Annotated in this window: 18 protein-coding genes; 7 read left to right on the plus strand and 11 right to left on the minus strand. The window is 49.3% G+C overall.

Features of this window, described 5'->3' with window-relative positions; all coding sequences use genetic code 11:
• Nucleotides 1-2: 2 nt before the first annotated feature.
• A complete protein-coding gene (locus tag IE117_RS06985) occupies nt 3-170 on the minus strand; it encodes a hypothetical protein (RefSeq protein ID WP_189563584.1) in 168 nt (55 codons plus the stop codon).
• 153 nt (nt 171-323) lie between these two features.
• Nucleotides 324-1,805 (minus strand): NAD(P)H-hydrate dehydratase, encoded by a 1,482-nt coding sequence (locus IE117_RS06990; protein ID WP_189563585.1) that lies wholly within the window; start codon nt 1,803-1,805, stop codon nt 324-326.
• 143 nt (nt 1,806-1,948) lie between these two features.
• Between IE117_RS06990 and rplS the strand changes: the two genes are divergently transcribed.
• Complete coding sequence (rplS, locus tag IE117_RS06995) at nt 1,949-2,311, plus strand: 50S ribosomal protein L19 (RefSeq protein ID WP_189563586.1); 363 nt, start codon at nt 1,949-1,951, stop codon at nt 2,309-2,311.
• A gap of 142 nt (nt 2,312-2,453) precedes the next feature.
• Nucleotides 2,454-3,233, plus strand: coding sequence for a diaminopimelate epimerase (gene dapF, locus IE117_RS07000; protein WP_189563587.1), 780 nt, complete (start codon nt 2,454-2,456; stop codon nt 3,231-3,233).
• Between the two features lie 2 nt (nt 3,234-3,235).
• Here dapF and porD read toward each other — a convergent pair whose 3' ends face one another.
• From porD to IE117_RS07030, 6 genes are all read right to left on the minus strand, one after another.
• Nucleotides 3,236-4,159 carry a type IX secretion system protein PorD gene (porD, locus tag IE117_RS07005; protein WP_229580441.1) on the minus strand — a complete coding sequence of 308 codons (924 nt, stop codon included), beginning with the start codon at nt 4,157-4,159 and terminating at the stop codon, nt 3,236-3,238.
• Nucleotides 4,156-5,403: a bifunctional phosphopantothenoylcysteine decarboxylase/phosphopantothenate--cysteine ligase CoaBC gene (coaBC, locus tag IE117_RS07010; RefSeq protein WP_229580443.1), complete on the minus strand. Its 1,248-nt coding sequence runs from the start codon at nt 5,401-5,403 to the stop codon at nt 4,156-4,158. The genes porD and coaBC overlap by 4 nt, the downstream gene beginning before the upstream one ends.
• A gap of 51 nt (nt 5,404-5,454) precedes the next feature.
• A complete protein-coding gene (locus tag IE117_RS07015) occupies nt 5,455-5,775 on the minus strand; it encodes a DNA-directed RNA polymerase subunit omega (protein WP_189563589.1) in 321 nt (106 codons plus the stop codon).
• A 31-nt stretch (nt 5,776-5,806) separates the two neighbouring features.
• Nucleotides 5,807-6,718, minus strand: coding sequence for an outer membrane protein assembly factor BamD (locus IE117_RS07020; RefSeq protein ID WP_189563590.1), 912 nt, complete (start codon nt 6,716-6,718; stop codon nt 5,807-5,809).
• 74 nt (nt 6,719-6,792) lie between these two features.
• Nucleotides 6,793-7,422: a T9SS type A sorting domain-containing protein gene (locus tag IE117_RS07025; RefSeq protein WP_189563591.1), complete on the minus strand. Its 630-nt coding sequence runs from the start codon at nt 7,420-7,422 to the stop codon at nt 6,793-6,795.
• Between the two features lie 171 nt (nt 7,423-7,593).
• Nucleotides 7,594-9,213, minus strand: a complete 1,620-nt coding sequence (locus IE117_RS07030) for an OstA-like protein (protein WP_189563592.1) — start codon at nt 9,211-9,213, stop codon at nt 7,594-7,596.
• 150 nt (nt 9,214-9,363) lie between these two features.
• On the opposite strand from IE117_RS07030, the gene tilS reads away from it, so the two are divergent.
• From tilS to IE117_RS07055, 5 genes are all read left to right on the plus strand, one after another.
• Entirely contained in the window at nt 9,364-10,707 is a 1,344-nt protein-coding gene (tilS, locus tag IE117_RS07035) for a tRNA lysidine(34) synthetase TilS (RefSeq protein ID WP_189563593.1), read from the plus strand.
• 144 nt (nt 10,708-10,851) lie between these two features.
• Nucleotides 10,852-13,137 (plus strand): OmpA family protein, encoded by a 2,286-nt coding sequence (locus tag IE117_RS07040; RefSeq protein ID WP_189563594.1) that lies wholly within the window; start codon nt 10,852-10,854, stop codon nt 13,135-13,137.
• 59 nt (nt 13,138-13,196) lie between these two features.
• Nucleotides 13,197-14,555: a glutamine synthetase family protein gene (locus tag IE117_RS07045; protein ID WP_189563595.1), complete on the plus strand. Its 1,359-nt coding sequence runs from the start codon at nt 13,197-13,199 to the stop codon at nt 14,553-14,555.
• A 172-nt stretch (nt 14,556-14,727) separates the two neighbouring features.
• Entirely contained in the window at nt 14,728-15,774 is a 1,047-nt protein-coding gene (locus IE117_RS07050) for a hypothetical protein (protein ID WP_189563596.1), read from the plus strand.
• Between the two features lies 1 nt (nt 15,775).
• Nucleotides 15,776-16,621 (plus strand): HAD-IIA family hydrolase, encoded by an 846-nt coding sequence (locus IE117_RS07055; RefSeq protein WP_189563597.1) that lies wholly within the window; start codon nt 15,776-15,778, stop codon nt 16,619-16,621.
• A gap of 1 nt (nt 16,622) precedes the next feature.
• On the opposite strand, the gene IE117_RS07060 is transcribed toward IE117_RS07055, so the two are convergent.
• The 3 genes from IE117_RS07060 to IE117_RS07070 form a co-directional block, all read right to left on the minus strand.
• A complete protein-coding gene (locus IE117_RS07060) occupies nt 16,623-17,546 on the minus strand; it encodes a DUF6454 family protein (protein ID WP_189563598.1) in 924 nt (307 codons plus the stop codon).
• A 52-nt stretch (nt 17,547-17,598) separates the two neighbouring features.
• Nucleotides 17,599-18,927 (minus strand): Gfo/Idh/MocA family protein, encoded by a 1,329-nt coding sequence (locus IE117_RS07065; protein ID WP_189563599.1) that lies wholly within the window; start codon nt 18,925-18,927, stop codon nt 17,599-17,601.
• An 85-nt stretch (nt 18,928-19,012) separates the two neighbouring features.
• The gene (locus IE117_RS07070) at nt 19,013-19,987 is read right to left on the minus strand and encodes a hypothetical protein (protein ID WP_189563600.1); all 975 of its coding nucleotides are present in this window, start codon (nt 19,985-19,987) and stop codon (nt 19,013-19,015) included.
• Between the last annotated feature and the right edge of the window lie 10 nt (nt 19,988-19,997).

Here is a 19,997-nt window from a genome sequence, read left to right on the forward strand (position 1 = left end):
TCCTACCAGAGGACGCCTTTGTCAATCAAAGGAAAGATAAAGCGGAAGATAATGTAGGCAAAAATGAGGACGGCAAGTCCGCCTACTACAAATGCCTGGTCGAGGGAGAACTTGTGGTCTTTTTTTTCGGAGTTTAGTCCGCTCCAGTTACGGGAAATGGTCTGCTTCATGGTGGTGGTTCCTGTTATGACGAGTGGATGGGTATTGCTACCTGTTTTCGAATCTACGTAAACAAGACCATTCCAGTTGCAAAATGGTTGGAAACAGAACCAAAAATTCCCCAATACTTATCGAACGGTCGTTTCACCTGAGGATTTCCCCGATTACCAGCCCATATTTTCCACAATATCCGAAGCAATCATAGCAGTTTTGGTACGGGCTTTGGCGGCCCGGTCGCCGGCAATGCCGTGCTGATACACGCCCAATCGTGCGGCGTCCTGAGGGGAGTATTTCTGAGCGAGCAGAGAAGTAAGAATGCCCGTGAGGACATCACCTGCGCCGCCCGTAGCCATGCCGGCATTACCTGTCGCATTAAAGTGTACAGTGCCATCAGGGAATATTACAGAAGTATGGGCACCTTTCAAAACAACGATCAGTTTGTGTTCCCCGGCAAAACTCCGGGCCAGTTCCAGCCGGGCGTAGTCGTCCTTACTCTTCCCGGCAAGCCGCTCGAATTCCTTGGGGTGTGGCGTGATGATAGTGTGTTCGGGTAGTTTTTTGAGTAAGTCAGGATTTTCAGAAAGCAGGTTAAGCGCGTCGGCATCCCAGACCATGGGTACTTTGGCTTCCCCGATCAGGTTCTCCAGCATTTGCAGTGTCTGGGGCTCTTTACCCAATCCCGGTCCGACGCCAATCGCTGAGTAGGCGTTTAAGTCGGGCAAAGTCGTCAGCATCTTCTCGTGGATATCTACCGAGCACATTGCCTCAGGAAGAGCGATTTGAATGATTTCGTAGCCGCAGCCCGCCACGTGTAACGTCAGCAACCCTACACCCGACCTCAGGCAGGCTCCGCCGCAAAGCTGAGCCGCACCCATTTTGCCAAAGCTCCCTGCCAACAGCAGCGCATGGCCAAAAGTACCCTTGTGCGAAAATTTTTCCCGGTCGCGGATTAGTTTCCTGGCGCTTCTTTTGTCCGTAAAAAAATAGGGTGTCTTCGTTTTCTCAATATACGTCTCGTTCAAACCAATGTCCACGACCAGCCAGTCGCCCGCAAAAGGCCCGTTTTGCGGAATCATGAAGGCTAGCTTAGGGAGCTGAAAGCTTACCGTATAATCAGGCCGTACGATGGCATCGTCGTCACCATTGACCTTATCCATATACAAACCGCTGGCGATGTCTACCGAAATGACCCGCGCCGGGCTCTCATTCATCGTTTCGATTGTGGCCGCCAGCAAACCCTCCGCCGGACGCGTAAGTCCCGAACCCAAGAGGGCGTCGATCAGGATTTCTTCACCCGTTAGCTTAGGAAGATCTTTTTCTTCCTTTATGTAATGGACCGTTAGGTGTTCTTGCAGCCGTTGCAGGTTCTTAGAAAAATCGTCAGAAGATTTCTCCGTGTAATCCACTACGTACACTGTTACGCCGTAGCCCTTGGCCGAAAGTATTCGGGCAATCGCCAGGCCATCACCGCCATTGTTACCTTTACCACAGAAGAATACGAGCGGTCGACGGTTGTCAAAACGGGCACAGAGCCAGCGCACAAAAGCGCGAGACGCCCGCTCCATCAGATCGAGCGAACTAATGGGTTCATTTTGAATGGTGTGCGCGTCCAGGTTCCGGATTTGGGAAGCGTTGAGTATATTCATCTGGTAAATCTAGCAAAACCTTTCATATCACAAAAAATAGGTCTATTTTTGCACTCGTTTTTCGCGGGGCTGTTTTGAATGAAGGGGCGTCACCCCGTCCGCTGGGAACAGTTCTTTACCTAATTTATTTTTCAAAAATCGTCATGAGCGAACTGATTAAACTCGTTGAGGCTACGAATGAAAACCGTAAGTCTGAGTATCCCGATTTCAAATCGGGCGACACCATTGTGGTACACGTAAAAATCCGCGAAGGCGGCAAAGAGCGTCTCCAATTGTACCAAGGAACCGTGATGCAGCGCCGCAATCCCAACAGTGCCGGTGAAACATTCACAGTCCGTAAGATATCCAACGGCATCGCCGTCGAACGTATTTTCCCGATTTTGTCCCCCAGCATTGCCAAAATCGAACTTCTCCGTCGTGGTAAAGTCCGCCGCGCCCGCCTGTTCTATCTGCGCGGCCGTCAGGGTAAAGCTGCCCGGATTAAAGAGCTTAAAACTTCAAAGTAGTTTTTGAGCTTTGATATCAGCAGCCCCGCCGGAATTTTTCCAGCGGGGCTTTTTGTTTAAATTGCCAAGGCAAAAAACTCCAAAAACAGAGAACCGCTGAGTACGTTGTTTGTAGTCTTACGCGTTCATAAACTCACAGATTTTGAACTCATCAACCCCCTTCCACAAATACCAGGGCACTGGCAACGACTTCATTTTAATCGATGACCGCGCCGGGATTTTTTCTTTGTCCAGAAAGGAGATAGCGCAGTTGTGTCATCGCCGCTTCGGAATCGGGGCAGATGGCCTGATCCTGTTACGCAACGAGCCAGGTTATGATTTTAAGATGGTGTACTTCAACGCCGACGGGGGGGAGGGTAGCATGTGTGGCAATGGCGGACGTTGCACCGTTCGCTTCGCGCACGACCTAGGCATTTTCAAAGAAAAGGCGATCTTTCTTGCCGTAGACGGACCACACGAGGCTACGGCCACGCCTGACCTTATTCATTTGAAAATGAGTCCGGTGAAAGATTTGGAAAAACACGACACCTACGATTTTATCGACACCGGGTCACCTCACTACATTGCTTACGTCGACAATGTGGACCAAACCGAAGTGGTGAGCATCGGCCGGGCCGTTCGAAATAACGAAACTTATGGCCCTCTTGGTGGTACGAATGTCAATTTTGTGGAAGTGAAATCGCCCAATCACTTGAAAGTAAGGACTTACGAACGCGGTGTCGAAGATGAGACTTACTCCTGTGGTACGGGCGTCACGGCATGCGCTTTATCCTCCCGTGCGCATTTTGGTTGGGAAAGCCCCGTCAGAATCGACACGGTCGGAGGGGAGCTGCAGGTAGCTTTTCGTGAAGTTGCCGCTACGCAGTTTGATGACATTTACCTGATCGGCCCGGCCGTAAAAGTATTCGAAGGTACTTTCTAAAATTACTGAATCAACCTGCGATAAAGTTCCGTTTTGGTGGGATCAAGCGCCGAGAGCAGCGTGAAGGCCTGCTGGCGGTCGTCGGGGGATGCCTCGCGCATCAGGTTGTAGAACTCCTCGGACTTGGCATCGAAGAACGAATTTAAAAGTACTGCGCCAGGGCGCAATTGAGCGACCTGCTTAGCCGTCGTAAGCATCTCCAGCCCCTTCTTCCGGGCAAGACCGGGCGTCTCGGTGGCAGTATCGAGCCCCAGACGATGGTAGTTATAGATTCCCTCACGGAAAGGCAAAAACTGCTGGCTCATCAGGTTTTCTACCAAAGCGTAACGGTTGCGGGAGTCGCCGTTTGAGCGCCAGGCTTTACTGAAAGTCGAAGAGTTGGTGGCAATGTTGGCCAGATTGAAAGCTTTCTGCAGGTAGGGACTACCGCCTAATTTGCTAAATGAATCATAATCCAGTGTAAGGACAATGTTGGCAAAAAACGCCAGGGTGAACGGCAATTCGTCGGTGTAGTTGTTCTCGTTGAAGAACATCGGTGTATTGGGTAGAAACTTGAAGCTGAAATTGCGATCCACAAAGCTGAACAGTACTGACTCGTAAGTGGAGTTGAATATCGGCCGTGTGACAATCAGCTGAGCATTGGCCTCGTAAATCCCCTGACTCAGCGAACGGACCAAATTGATGTTAAGCTTACAACCGATACGCTCCTCCTGAGTGAATTGATCATTGGTCCAGCGCGTATTATTCATGAACTCACTGATGTAAGTTCGGAGTTGAGCCATGGCCTGCTCGTCGGTTTTTTGCTGGGCTACAAGTTGATCGTAGTTTAGCGTGACGGTACAATTCAGTTCCTGTGCCGAAAGGCCGGGTGCAAGCAGCATAGCCAGGAAGAGAACAGCCAAGATTCCTGCAAGATTTTTTTTCATGCCTCGCTCCATTTTTCAAGTATAAGTTCGAGAATATCCTGCGCTACCTCTTGTTTGGACTTTAGTTCAAAACGACGTTCCACGCCTTCCCGATCAATAACGGTGATTTTGTTGGTATCGTACGCAAAACCTGCGCCGGGATCATTCAGGGAGTTCAGGACAATATAGTCAAGTTGTTTGGTTTGTAGTTTTTTGCTGGCGTTTTCCACCTCATCATTAGTCTCCAGAGCAAACCCTATGAGCAGCTGACCCGACTTTTTGCGTGCCCCCAACGTTCCGGCTATATCCACGGTTTGGGTCATTCTCAGGCCAAATTCTTGTTCCTTTTTCTTCATCTTGTTCGCCGCTACTTCGGCGGGAGCGTAATCAGCCACCGCCGCGGCAAATATCACGAGATCGCTACCGTCGAATTGGGCTTCCGTAGCCAGGAACATTTCCTGCGCCGAACGGACATTGACTCTTTTGATACTCCGGTCGGTCACTTCCAGGCTCACGGGACCACTCACCACCGTTACCTGTGCCCCGGCCCCGGCAAAGGCATGGGCAATAGCGTATCCCATTTTGCCGGATGAGTGGTTACTGATATAGCGTACGGGATCGATTGCCTCCTGGGTAGGGCCAGCGGTGATGAGTACTCGCTTACCGGTGGCCACCGAACGACGGGAAAAGTGACTTTCCAGGTACCGGACGATTTCCTCTGGCTCGGCTAACCGGCCTTCGCCTACGAGACCGCTGGCCAATTCGCCGTGTTCAGCCTCGATTATCTGGTTGCCATAAGACTGCAGCCGTTCAATATTAGCCCTGGTAGAACCGTGGTGATACATATCTACATCCATAGCCGGGGCAAAAAAAACCGGGCAGCGTGCCGACAGATAGACCGCCGTCAGCAAGTCGTCGCACAAGCCGTGTGCGCATTTGGCCAGCGTGCGTGCCGTGGCGGGGGCGATCAATACTACATCTGCCCAAAGTCCTAGCTCGATATGGTTGTTCCAGACACCTTCTTCATTTCGAACGTATGCAGATAGGGCAGGGCGTTTTGATAGAGTAGCCAGGGTGAGCGGCGTGATAAAGTCAGCCGCAGTCTCAGTCATGATCACCTGCACTTCGGCTCCCGCTTTTACCAACAACCGCGCCAACAAGGCCGACTTATAAGCCGCGATGCTGCCGGACACGCCGAGGATAATTTTTTTGCCTTTCAAATTCAAAATGGTTTCAAGTAGACTGGCAGATACGAAATCAGCCATACCAGCGGCGGGCGTTGGTATGGCTGATAGAAAAGACTCGCAAAAAGTAGGTTACTTCCCCTCTTCCACTTCACGATAAGCATTGTATGTTTTGCCTTCCATGAACTCGTCAATGGAAATGCTGCCGGGCTTGGGCATCCGTTCGTAGAACTTGGAAATTTCGATCTGTTCGCGGTTTTCGAAAACTTCTTCCAGGTTATCTACCCCAGAAGCAAATTCCGCTAACTTGTTGTTCAGTTCTTCTTTCATCTTGCTCGAAATCTGGCGGGCACGCTTGGAAATGATCGAAACCGATTCGTATAGATTCCCTGTCACTGCGGCAATATCATCTGTATTGCGGGTAATGATGGATGGATTCGTGTTGGCTGACATGTTACAATTATCTGGTTAAATTTTGGGGTAATTAATTGTTGATCGACGATGTGGTTACCTTAGCAGGCTGCGCAGGGTCAGGTAGTTTATCCAGCCTGTCTTTCTGTGCTTTTTCCAGGGTGGCGATGCGTTCGAGTTCGTCCTCGCTGCTTGCATAAAGCTTCTCGGCATCTTTCAGATAGGCACTGCTGGGGTACTTATCAATGAATGCTTTATAAAATTTCACCGCATCTTCGTAACGCTCTTTCTGCTTGCTGAAAATACTGCTTTTAGCAAGCGTGTATTGCGCGTCCACTTTCAAATAGGCCAGTTCTTCATTGAACTCCGAATCGGGAAAATCCCGCCGGAAGTTTTCAACGGAAATAACCGCCGATTTTAGGGAGGCAAGATTGAAATCGCTGATTTTATAATAAAGTTTGGCCTTTTCGTAGGCTTTCAGTTCCAGCTTGCGGCGTAGTTCCAGAATGTAGCCCGTGCACTCGTTCCTGAAAGGGCTTGCGGGGTAAGAGTTAATGAAATCCTGCAAGGCCGAAATGGCAGTCAGAGTGCTGGTTTGGTCCAACGTGTGCGGAGCAGAATCCTTATACAGCGAGTAGGCGTGCATGTACAGTGCTTCCTGCGCGTAATCGCTGCGGGCATAGGTATCATAAAATTTCTTGAACAGGAACTGTGCCATATTGTACTGTTCCTGATGGTACTGCGTGTAGGCATAGTAAAACTGCGCCATCTCGGACTCTGTACTACCCTTTAACAAAGGAATAAGCTCCTCAAAAAGAAGCCCGGCACGGTACCAATCACCTTCCTGGTAATAATCCAGAGCGGCGGCGTACTTTTCCTTATCTGTACCGGTCTTTTGCAGCTTGGCAAACTTACTGCAGGATGTCGTAAGGAAAAGTGCGATTATTAGAAAAAAGAAATAATTCGCGAAGGGTGTTTTTTGCATAAGGCGGCAAAGGTAATAAAAAAAGCTACTCGATTCATAACGAACCGGTAGCCTTGAAAGTATCGGGTGGCAGACTATTGCTGATGGCGAACAAGCAGTTTTTTGGTCGCTACGGAATTGCCGTCAATAGCCAGACGATAAAAGTACACGCTTGTAGGCATATCACGTGTGTTGATGCGAAGCTTCCGATCGTTTTTATCCAGGCTATATTCGGAAATCGGATTACCTAGAACATTACAAATCACAATTTTAGCCTCACGATCTGAGCTTTTCAGAGAGTAGTCAAATTCTGCGTAGTCACTGGCCGGATTAGGATAGATATTCGAGATCGTCAGCCATTCGTTCGAGAAAAGATGGTCATCAGAAATACGGTCCAGATTGCTGGCCCGGCGATCCGCTTTAGCCAACTGAACATTGGGGTTTACCGCAAGGCTCTCTGCAACGGCCACCGTGTTGTTGACACTACTGCTGGCGGGCTTGGCAAACAGCAAAGCACGGTAGTAGTCATTCAATGCCTGGGGTTTTTCCAGGGCCAGCGGCTTGTACGAAAGTACGGTAGGCTTCTGCACAAGTGGACGGTCAAAAGACATCGTCTTTGTTTTATTTGGCAGATTTAACCGGCTGCTGTTGGCAGGTACCTGAGCCTGAGTGGCAAAGCAACCCAGTATGAGAAAAGTATAAACAAAAAGTATAGTTTTTTTCATGGCAAGGGGCAAAGTTGGGATCGCCGGGAAACGTATTATCCCATTGATCTACAAAAATATACATTTATAATCAGAGAATCAAAGATTATTGTGCAACAGGTGATATAAATTTATTGATCGGTTGATTTCGTACATAAACGTTTTACAAAAACTATGCTAGAACCACCAAGATTATTTCGAATTCTTTGGTAAACGAGCCGTTTCTACCTCTTTCGCCTTTTCGACTGCCTGTTTTGCGGGAGTATCTTCGGCCCAAATTGTTTGTTTCAGAGTGGGTTTTTCACCTATACGCCAATTGAATCCCTCAAGTTGCCGTTGGGGTGCTTTTATATTTTGCGGAGGAATCAAGCTACCCACAGGTTGGCCCAAAAACGCGATTCGATTCACACGATTGGCCTCAAATTGTAGATTCATTTTCCCACACTCTACACGGTTCAGACCAATTAGTTTTTCATCCTCGTCCAATGCATAGTAGGCGCTTTGACCATTGCCATCCACAAAAACTCTTTTCAAGTTACTTTCTTTGTTAAAGTAGGCGTTAATGGTTCGTCCCTTAACCTGATTAAATTGCGCAACCAGGGTATCTTCCGAAATGACAAATGAATTACTTCGCAAGAGCATCCGATCAATTTTATTGTTCACCAAAAAAGCACTAATCGAATCCGCTTCCATTTGGTAGTTCTGACCCCAAAGGATCGGATCGCGGAAGAAGAACACGGTAGAATCGGCAGTGTTGTAAAGTACCGAATCACAACGGCCCTGGAAATCGGATTTGAAGATGTAAACGTTTTTGTCGCCAATTAATCTTCTGGTGCTATCGGCCTTATTTTCAACGGAATAAAGCGTGTCAGCCCGGATGTACAGGGTGTCCTCTGATACTAGGCTCTTTACCAGGGCGTGGCCAAACACTTTGGAAAAACCTTCCGTACCCCGGTAGATACCTTCATCGCCGGTGAGTATCGTCTTGTCTTCCTTTGCCAAAATCTCGACATTTCCCTTCGCAAAGCCGAGCTGTTTCTGACTATCATAAAAGAGCGAATCCCCTGTGAGCGTGTAACTATCATTTTCAACCATCGTACGGGTGCTGAAACTGGACTCCTCGGTTTCAGTGTTGTACTGTCCGCGCTTGGCAACAAGTGTCCCGTCACTATTGACGATTTTGGTCGGTCCGTTGAAGTACGACCACTTGGTGACCGAATTGTAAATCAGCGTATCGGTCGTCAAGACGTATTTCTTATTTACAAGCTTCACATCGCCGTAGTAATCGAACACCTTGGAGCGCGTATTGTAAATCCCTTCTTTACTGGTCAGAACATTGGCGGAATCCACCGTACGGCCCGGCAGCCGGTAGTAAGCCAGCCCATTGGCCATGTCATACTCAAGCTTTTTAGAAGTGAGCGTTCTGTTTTTGTCTGTCAGAACAGCTTTCTTCCCGCTCACAATTGCAAACCTCGTATTGCCGTAATACAGAAGCGTGTCGCCGGTGACTGTTATGGTGTCGCCCTGCACAACCTTCACATGACCATAGGCCTGAATCAGGTTGCTGGCGACATTTTGAATTGCCAGATCACAATAAAGGATAGAGCCCTTGTGCTTAAAGCGGACATTGTTGACCACCCGTCGGATTTCTATCCCATTTTCGGTGCTGTAGGTAAGACTATCCGAACCCGGCAGCAATTCAACGATATCCTGTTGCCCGCCGGAAGCTGCGTTGGGTAAGCCCGGCGGACGAACCTGCCCAGCTACCCAGGTAGATATTAACAAAAAACACATCAATAGAATATTTTTCATGGCTTCTTCGATAGGATAGACCTCGTTCCGTTTAAAAAGGTTGCCTCAGGCTGGCAATATTTCTAAAACAAATTCTGGCCACGGCCCATTGTCGCTATCTTTGATACTAAAATCAGGATCAAAATTACAGTTAAAGCATCGCTTCATCCCATGGTACATGCTCTTTTAACTTTTATTAACGACAATGTTCCCGGCATTACCGAAAAAAAAACGCTGGTGGCAGTGAGCGGTGGCGTAGATTCGATGGTTATGGCTGAGCTTTTCCGGCGAGCGGACTTTTCATTTGCCATTGCTCATTGCAATTTCGGTTTGCGCGGTGCGGAGTCTGATGGTGATGAAGCTGCGGTGCGTCACTGGGCAGATAAGCAAGGAGTGACTTTCCATACCCGAAAATTTGAAACGGCTCACGTGGCCGAGGAACAAGGCATTTCAATCCAAATGGCGGCGCGGGATCTGCGCTATGCGTGGTTTGAAGAACTAATTGAGGCGTTCCGGTACGATTACCTTGCCACTGCGCACCACGCCGACGATAACATCGAAACCGTCCTGCTGAATCTGGTCCGGGGAACGGGACTGCCGGGGCTCTTGGGGATTGCGCCTGTCAAAGGACACACCATCCGCCCGCTGCTTTTTGTTCCGAAAAATGATATACTGGAATTTGCCCAAAAGGAAAAACTCACCTGGCGGGAAGACAGTTCTAACACCAGCGACGCCTACCGCCGAAACCTGCTGCGTCATAAGGTGCTTCCCGTGTTGCAGGAGATGAATCCCTCGTTACATAAGACTTTTGAACAAAATCTGGAGCGGTTACGAGCGGTCAGTTCGGTCGTTGACCGACAACTCTCCAAATGGAGCAACAGGGCTGTACGTTCGGGAGAAGGTAAGGTTTATATTTCCATACCGATGATTCTGATGGCCGAGGAGCCGACTTCCGTATTGCACGGAGTGCTGGAAAAGTACCATTTTAATTACGCCCAGACGAAGCAAATCGTCGCTTCCCTTAAAGGAATCAGCGGTAAAGAATTTTTTTCGGCCACTCATTCCTTGCTTAAGGATCGGGAAGAATTGATCGTCGAGCCAATACGCGAAGCCGAGGCATTCGACCCAATTCCTCTCCGGGAGGACACCGACAAAGTTGCTCTGCGCGAAAATTCATTTTTAGTAGCGAGGCGGATGCCACGCTCACCCGAACTGAAACTGTCTGCGAATGCACAAACGGCTTACTTCGATGCCACCTGTCTTCAGTTTCCGCTCAAAGTACGTTCCTGGCGGCCGGGCGATCGGTTTCAGCCTTTCGGGATGGGCGGAAAAAGTAAGAAAGTCAGCGATCTGCTCGTTGATGCCAAAGTACCGGTGAATCAAAAAAAAGAATGCCTGGTGCTGACAGACAACGCGCAGAATATACTTTGGGTACTGGGCCTAAGAACCGATGACCGGTTCGGTGTAAAACCTGACACCACCGATATACTCCAATATAGAATTGTAACCTTTTGATTTAAAGTACCTTATTTTCAATAGTTTACTTCGAAAAACTTATTGCCAGACATTATTTTTCTACTTGGCGAGAAAACTGGCATTTTCTTTGCTAATCCCTAGTCATTACTACTGAATCAATACTAATAGAAAAGAAAAATACCTATGAAAATCTGCCGTAAAACATTGCTACTGGCGATTTCCCTAACCCTTCTTTCGGTAGGTGCTATGGCCCAGAGTGCCCGGCTTCGGTCGGCCAACAAGCAATTTGAAGACATGAGTTACCTCAATGCGGTGCGTTCTTACGAGGACTTTCTGCGGCTCGACAAGCGCGGCGATCCGCTGGAACGCCGCGAAGCCCTGATCAAACTGGGCTACAGCTACCGTCGTTTGCAGGATTCGAGGAATGCCGAGCGGGTCTATGGTGAACTGGTCGATAAGTACACCGATCTGCCCAGCGAAACCTATCTATATTACGCTCAGGAACTGGCAAAAAACAAAAAGTACCGGGACTCCCAGAAAATGTACGCCAAGTATGGCGAAAAGCAAACGGAGGATTTACGGGGTAAGAAGTTTACGGTTTCATACATGGATATGAACCGATTCTACGAGGACTCATCCTCCTATAAGGTAGAGTACCTGCCATTCAACTCCCGCCAGGCTGACTTCAGTCCGATGTACTATCAGGGCGGTTTGACGTTTGTGTCGGCCCGCAATGAATCCGGAGTGGTAAAGAGGGTCTTTAACTTTAATCAGACCCCCTTCCTGGACATTTACTTTCAGCCGGACACCAATCAGTTTCGCCAGGCAACAATCTCAACTACTACCTCTACCTTAGGTGGCGGAGACATCAACTCAGCCGAGGACGACCGCAATGCGGCAACTCCCACCGAGGTGAATTTGACTAAATCCGAAATTTTCAGCCGTACTCTCAACACCAAGTACCATGAGGGGCCGATGACTTTTTTTAAAGATCAGAAGCGGATTATTTTTACCCGTAACAATGATGATAAGGGCAAATCCGGAAAAAGCAGTAGTGAAGGAATCAGGAAACTGAAACTCTACTACGCTGAACAAGACTCCAAAGGCAAATGGGTGAATATCAAAGAGCTGCCTTTCAATAGTAAAGATTATTCTTGCGGACATCCAGCCCTCTCACCTGATGACTCCAAGCTGTATTTCGTGTCTGACATGCCCGGTGGATACGGCTCGACCGATCTTTATGTGGTGGATTTCAATAATGGTGAATGGGGTACGCCGGTAAATATGGGGCGGGAAGTCAATACCGAAGGTAACGAGATGTTCCCTTATATGGATACCAACGGTACACTGTATTTCTCGTCCGACGGCCACGAGGGCTTGGGCGGACTCGACGTATTTTCGGCGGAAATGCGGGGAGATATTGCCCTGAAGGGTGTAGAAAACCTTGGCGCTCCCATCAACTCAGCCAACGATGATTTCGGTTTTATCGCTGATGCCAACCGGATGTCGGGCTATTTCAGTTCAAATCGCAAGCGTGGTGCCTCCGACGACAATATTTATAGCTTCCGACGCGTGTGCAAGCAACTCAACATTTTTGTGTACGACGCCAAAACCAAGGAGCCGATCGAAGCTGCTGACGTACGGGTGGTGAAGAGTGGTGTCAATCAGCAACTCCAGCAGACGGGTATGGACGGCAGCGTCAGAATGTGTCTTGAAACCTCCAAAGAGTACGAGTTTAAAGCAATTAAAGAAGGGTACGCCGCCAACAGCGTTCGCTTCTCTACCCTGACCCAGTCGTCAAACCCAAGCATGGGTCTGTCAATTTACCTGGATCGGAGTGAGAATACCTCCATCGTGAAAGGTACCATCCGGAAGGAGGTGGACCTGAAACCCGCCGATGGCGTCCGTGTAACGCTGCGCAACGATAAAAACAATTCCGAAGAAACCGTAACGACAGGACCCGATGGGGGGTACGAGTTCGACATGGACCCTAACTCGAATTATACGATCACCACGGAAAAGGACAAGTATACGCGCGACCAGAACCAAATCAAGACCCGCCGCAAGGGCGAAGTGGTTGAGAACAATGTCGGAATCTACGGCGAAGGCGATGTGTTCCGGCTGGACAATATCTACTACGACCTCGATAAGTTTTTCATCCGTCCCGATGCCGCGAAAGAACTCGACCGCGTCGTAGCTCTTTTGGCAAAGTACCCTGAAATGACCGTGGAACTACGCTCGCATACCGACAGCCGGGCCAGCGATCAATACAACGAAAAACTGTCCGAACGCCGGGCCCGCGCAGCGTACGATTATCTGGTGCGCCGGGGCGTCAGCCCGATGCGTTTGGTGGCACGGGGCTATGGGGAAAGCCAGCCCGTGAATGATTGTGTGGATGGCGAAAACTGCACGGAAAGTCAATATCAGATGAATCGCCGGACGGAGTTTAAAGTACTGGCGGTGCAATAGCGGACATAGCAATAGCGAGATATGTTTGGTAGTTTTGCCCCGTCAACCTCAATCTTGCGATGAACAAGCAACAAATCACCGACTTTCTCGACCAGCATGATATTCAAAAAATAAAGTTCGCTTTTGCCGACATCGACGGCATTCTGCGAGGTAAAGTCATTCACCGCCGGAAGTTTCTGGACGGCCTGGAAAACGGCTACGGCTTTTGTGACGTTACGTTTGGGTGGGATAGTTCGGACGAACTGTACGACAACGTAAAAATCACGGGCTGGCACTCGGGCTACCCCGATGCCACCGCCCGCATTGACCTTGACACTTTTCGGCAGATCCCCTGGGAGGGTGATCTGCCGTTTTTTTTGGCAGATTTCAGCAATCCTGACGGCGATGATCTGGCCGCCTGTCCGCGTAGTCTTCTAAAGCGTGTGGTGGAGCAATGTGCCGGACTGGGCTTTCATGCCGAATATGCTCAGGAGTTTGAGTGGTTTAACTTTCGGGAAACGCCCCAAAGTCTGCAGGAAAAGGGGTTTCGGGACATGGAGCCGCTCACGCCGGGAATGTTCGGCTATTCCATTCTGCGGCCTTCACAGGAGAGCGATTTCAACAATGATCTTTTTGATCTGCTGGCCAACTTTGACCTAACGCTGGAAGGGCTGCATACCGAAACGGGCCCAGGCGTGTACGAAGCGGCTATTATCCACGATGAAATTCTGAAAGCTGCCGATAAAGCGACACTTTTCAAATCGTCCGTGAAGGAAATTGGCCACCGCCATGGTATCGCTGCCACTTTCATGGCCAAATGGAATGCCGAACTACCTGGCTGTAGCGGCCATATCCACCAGAGTCTCTGGTCGCCCGACCGGAGTCAAAATCTGTTTTTTGACCCGCAGGACACCCATAAGATGAGCACGCTGATGAAGCACTTCATTGCCGGGCAGTTGCATTGCTTGCCGCACATTTTGCCAATGTTCGCGCCCACAGTGAACAGCTACAAGCGGCTGGTGGAGGGGGCCTGGGCACCCACGACTGTGACCTGGGCCATAGAAAACCGCACGACTGCGCTACGGGTAATCAACGACTCGGAGGGGCACGCGCGCGTCGAACACCGGGTGGCCGGGGCCGACTCTAACCCGTATCTGGCGATGGCCGCCGCACTTGCCTCAGGGCTCTATGGAATCAGGAAAAAACTACCGCTCGATGTACCGGCCACCCAGGGAAATGGCTACCAGAACAAGGAAAATGGTATATTACCCGCGAATCTCAAAGAGGCCACCCAGGCGATGAAAGAAAGTACCATCGCGATTGAGCTGTTCGGCGAGCCTTTTGTCAGCCATTTTACGGCCACCCGCGATTGGGAATGGCGACAATATGCGCGCCAGGTCAGCGATTGGGAATTGCGCCGGTATTTCGAGATAATCTAGTTTGAAGAGGTAAGAAGTGGCGAAAACACATGATCCGCTTTCTACTTTGGCAGTAGATGCACACTCTTCCAACATAAGGCTTGTTCCCGGAATAGGGAGTATATGGATTACTTTTCACTAAAGGCAACCTTCGATGTGTGCCTTTGCGACCCAAAAATTTGCCCCTCCGACAATGCGCTTAATAAACTATCACCAGATAATAAGAGAGGCTTGGGAAGGGTTCGACCCCTCGAAGAAGATCGTTAGCATAACGGATATCAGTGCAATGGTGTCCACCAACCACGTTTTCAGGATTTGGCTGGACACGGAAGAGATGGTCATTGCCAAGCTCTCGTATTTTGGCAAATTCGAGCATTTCAAAGAAGATCATCGGATTATCCACGCATTGGCGACCAATCTTCTGTACCCATTCGAGAATGTGCTGGCCAAATCTTTGGTTAAAAACAACCAGGTTTACACCTACCGCTTTAAGGATGCCATGGTCGATGCCTGGCTGGTGTTTTACAATCCGGTTCGGACAAAAGAGCGACTGCCCAAGCGACTGAACGAAGAGCAGATTCGTAGCCTGGCGCGGGAAATTGCCAAATTCCACAAATCCTGCTTTCGGGTGAGCAAGGTACTTCCCAAAGCCTCAAAAAAATTGAGGACGGATATTCAACATCTGCTGGATATCCTGGCCACCGAAACCGGGGAATTCGAGCACCGCATGCACGTTGATTTCCTGCGAGAACAATGTGGACTTTTCTTGAAGAATATTCAGAAACTCGACGTTATTTCTTTCGATCTCCTGCCTGTGTTTGTAGATTGGAACATTGGTAATTTTTCGGTTGAAGAGGACTGTACCCTGTTCTCCCGCTGGGATTACGATTGGTTCCGGGTATCGTCGCGGATCATGGATTTCTACTTTCTGAGCCGCGTTGTATCCGATGTGGGTGACCGCACGGTGTTTAGCTACTATATTGGTCCTCTGATGGAAGATCGCTTTATGATTTTTTTGGAAGAGTACCACAAAATCTACCCCCTTACCCGAAACGAAGTCCTTTTTATTAAAGAAGCGTATCGTTTTTTTATCCTTAATTACGTCATCAAGGATGGTCGCTACTTTTTTCACCGCACCTACGCCATTAAGCTTCAGCGTGAGGCTTACAAAATTTACTTTCCCAGTATCGAAAAAGAATTCGACGCTGAGAAAATCTTGAACCACCTAAAAATTCGATAGAATGCGTTTATCCTCTTTCAAGTCCGTAGTTTCAAAGTATGATGTCGTTTTCTTCGATGCTTTTGGCGTTCTAAAAACGCACAATGCCTTGATTCCTGGAATCGAGAAAACCTTCGCGTATCTGCGGGAACAGAAAAAGGATTTTTATGTCCTGACCAACGATGCCTCGCGCAGTCCGAATGCATTGGCGGAATCCTACCACCGCCTGGGGTTGTACGACATCGTGCCGGACTGTATCATTTCTTCCGGCATGCTGGCACGCGACTATCTGGAACTCAAAGTGGATGGCGGCACAGTGGCGTACCTGGGCACCGAGAAGTCGGCACACTACCTGGAAACCCTTGGCATGAAGACGCTTCCGATTGGCGAGTTGAACCTCGATTTCGCCCATGAGGTGACCGCTCTAGTCATGCTCGACGACGAAGGCTTCGACTGGAACCGTGATCTCAGCAAGACTGTCAACCTGCTCCGTCGGCGCAATATCCCGGTTATTGTGGCCAATACCGATCGCTACTATCCAATGTCGCCAAAGTACGTCTCCATTGCCATCGGCGCGGTAGCTACTATGATTGAGGATATTATCGGCAGGCACTTTATCCGTTTCGGAAAGCCCGATGCCCAAATGTTTATTTTTGCCTACGAGCACATTAAAAACTACCCGGATGTAAGCAAGAAAAGTATTCTGATGGTAGGGGATACCCTGCACACCGACATTCTGGGCGGCAATAAATTTGGACTGGATACGGCACTTGTCCTCAGCGGCAACACGCAGGCGAAAGAGGCTGAGGTTAAGATACATACAACAGGGATTATCCCCACCTACATCTGCGAATCGGCAGTAATATAGGCTACCGGCCATCGGCTACCGGTAATTTTGCTTCATAGACATACATTGTTGCCTGGTTGTCATCAGGTACAAAGTACCCCCTGATGCCTTCCTCGGTACTTTCGAGCCAGAAGGGGTTCTGGGTCATGGGTCTTCCCGATGGCGACCACAATTGGACGGGAATTTGGTGAATGACCCGGTGGGTTAGCAGATCGACCATTTCCAGGCCGCCCAGTCGGAAAACCGAGTCGCCATTCCGGTAATTTTTCAAACCACCGCAGAGCATTCGATGATTGCCGATATAATGGCAATCCTGATAATCAATGTAGTAAGTTGGATTGGCCACACGGAGCTTCTCGGGCGATAATTGAGTTAGTACTTTATCACCAGCACCAAGTGCCCATTGGTAAAAGTGCCTTGAACCCCAATTTATTCCATGCAGCTTGTGCGACACAAAATCGTGCACGATTCCGCCGATATGGTCGGCAAAGCGAAACACTTCCGTTGTCGCAAGCGTAGCAGGATCAACTTTATAAACGACGGACCTGCTGTCGGGACGATACTCGGCGACGGGTACCCAGATAGCTTCTCTGTCGAAATCAATTCCGCCCGGATGATACATCGGCCCTTCTCCCAATTTGAGGTCGGCGAGTAGTTTGCCACTGGCATCGAATTCAAAAAGGTGTCCTATGCCTTCGCCAGCCGCTCTGTCAAGTACCTCTACGGAAGATAGGTAAAAATTGGTGCCTATTTTCACCATGCCCTGTGGATGGTGAGCCGGGAATAAAAGGGGAATGGAAGCTATTTGTTTCCAGGTAGTAGTATCCCGAAGCAGCAGAAATTTTTTTCCCAAGTCATGAATCGGCAACTGCCCGCAGACTTTTCCTGAAAAGAGAAATAGCAAAAAGGGTAGTAAGAGCCATCCTTTTCCCGAAAGTCGGTTCATTGCAGTAGATTAGGAATCGTTGAGACTTGAAAGTGGGGAAGTACCCTACCGATTATACCTTCGGCAATACCCACGGCTTCCGGTACTTCGGCGTGATCAGAGCATTCGCTGCCGCATTGTCCCCGAAATTCTTCTTGGCCTCGTTCCAGTTCAATTGTGACTTCGTCAGCAATGCAATGTTGCCCGCATGGGCGCAGGCCGCTACCAGACGACCGTTTTCAATGGGGCAGTTTGGTTCGGCGCGGGATTTGATGCAGTCGATGAAATTTTGAGTATGCTCCTGGTGGTAGTTTTTGCCGGGTTGGTAAGGGACCGGGGGTACTTTGTACGAAAGCCGATCGCCACTAAGCTCGGGAATAATTTCCCAGCCTTCACGGTTGATGACCAGCGTAGCGTCGTCACACACGTAGGAAAGACCATATTTTTTGCCGTAAGGGCCGCTCTCTACGCCCGCGATATTTTCCCAATTGATCACGTAATCCGGCAACTGGTAGTTGACACTCATGGTATCGAAGGTCTGGTGGGCATGGTCGGGATAAGCAAAATTGCCCCCCGATGCCGTAATGGAAATCGGCATCTCCTTGACGTCCTTCACCCATAAGGCCATGTCCAGCAAGTGAACGCCCCAGTCGGTCATCAATCCGCCGCCATAATCCCAGAACATACGCCAGGAGCCATGAAATCGGCTTTGGTTAAAAGTACGCTCGGGAGCCGGACCGAGCCACATCGCGAAGTCCACACCGGGCGGCACGGGTGAATCGGGTACTATGGGTTGCCCAATGCCGTACATGAAATTAGCCCAGACATTCACTTTTCGTAATTGGCCCAGCTTGCCCTGACGAATCATGTCCAGGGCCTTCATCCAGTGAGTACCGCTGCGCTGCTGCTGACCCACCTGCACTACGCGGTTGTACTTTCGGGTGGCGGCCACCATCACGTCGCACTCGGCGATACTGTTGGCCAACGGTTTTTCTACGTAAATATCTTTTCCCGCCTCACAAGCGGCCACGAACGGCAGGCAATGCCAGTGATCGGGCGTCCCGATGATGACCGCGTCGATGTCTTTGTCGTCCATCATTTTGCGGTAGTCTTTATACAGCTTGGGTGCTTTACCCTGAATTCTGAGTACGTCCGCGCTACGGTCGGCCAAGACCTTATCATCGATGTCGCAAAGGGCGGCGCATTCCACGCCGGCTATGTTCAAAGCATTTTGTAAAGCCCCGAAGCCCCGGCCTCGGGCACCGACCAGCCCAACGACAATTTTTTCGTTGGCATTCCGGGCGCGTTGTGCTTGCAGCGGTGAATAGGCCAAACTACCCAATCCGGCGGCAGCGGCGATTTTGGTGGAGTTGTTCAGGAACTGGCGGCGGGTAGTTGGCATGGGAATGAGGTTGTAGGTTTACTACCAAAGGCACGTTAGTTTAAACTTCTACCGCTTATGATAAAGAACCTCCAAAGAAGTGACCTTAAAGGTTCGTGGGTATCTTCAAAGGCAAATGTTTGTCCGGCCTGAACACTTCGTATTTGTAATTAACCGTATCCGTTTTGTCATTATTTGGAGAATATTCATCCCCCTCCAAAAACCTTTTCCTGTCCCGGTCTCTACTCTCTTTATTAAATTTAGTAAGGCCCTCGGCACTGAGTTCGCTCTTATTGCTCATATCGGTCGTATACCGGTGTACCTCTTCTACAAGGCGGTTTTGGCCATCGTACTTGTACCAAATAGTATCCGGCCCCTCTGGCCTATAAAACTGCCCCAAATGCATATGATCAAACCAGCTCATGGCTAGTTTTCCACCAGAATCGTAGGCGTAGCGTTGGGCAAAATGGTTGATCGTGTCTTTTGACCCATCTTGACCTTTATATACATAAAGCTTGTAATGGTAAACGAGATGGCCCTGGTTGTCTTTTTCCCAAAACTCTTTTCTTGAGGAAAAAGTAGTGTCAGGAATTGCGCTTTTCTTTATCACTGTCTTGACTATGGTATCTCCTGTTTCTGTATAAGTAAATGATTGCTTCTTACGATACTTAGGATCGAATGAAAAACCTCCTCCATTGTTAGAGCCGCCGCTCAGTAGCCGGGCAACCATTTGTCCTGTTGAATCAAACTTTCTGCGTACACTATCTATCTGGACATACCCAGTAGGGGAGCTATCGCTGTGGTAGTACTTCACTGTGAGCGTATTGTTCGCGCCTTCATACTGATTCAACTCCTTTATATTCGTTCGCCCAAATCGGAATATTTCCAAAGCCCGATCCTGGCTATCGAGAAAGGTAGTTTCGATGTGCTTGCCATTGTGCCACTTTGTGCGCACGGTGGCAATTTTATCATGAGGCGTTTCTAAATGCGGAATACCTGGATCTAAAAAGATGTCCTCTGCCGAATAACAACTTACCAGGACAGAAAAAACACAAAAAATCAATAAACGATGTCTTAACATCAGCCAACGT

This window comes from Persicitalea jodogahamensis, from assembly GCF_014651615.1.
GTDB lineage: Bacteria > Bacteroidota > Bacteroidia > Cytophagales > Spirosomataceae > Persicitalea > Persicitalea jodogahamensis.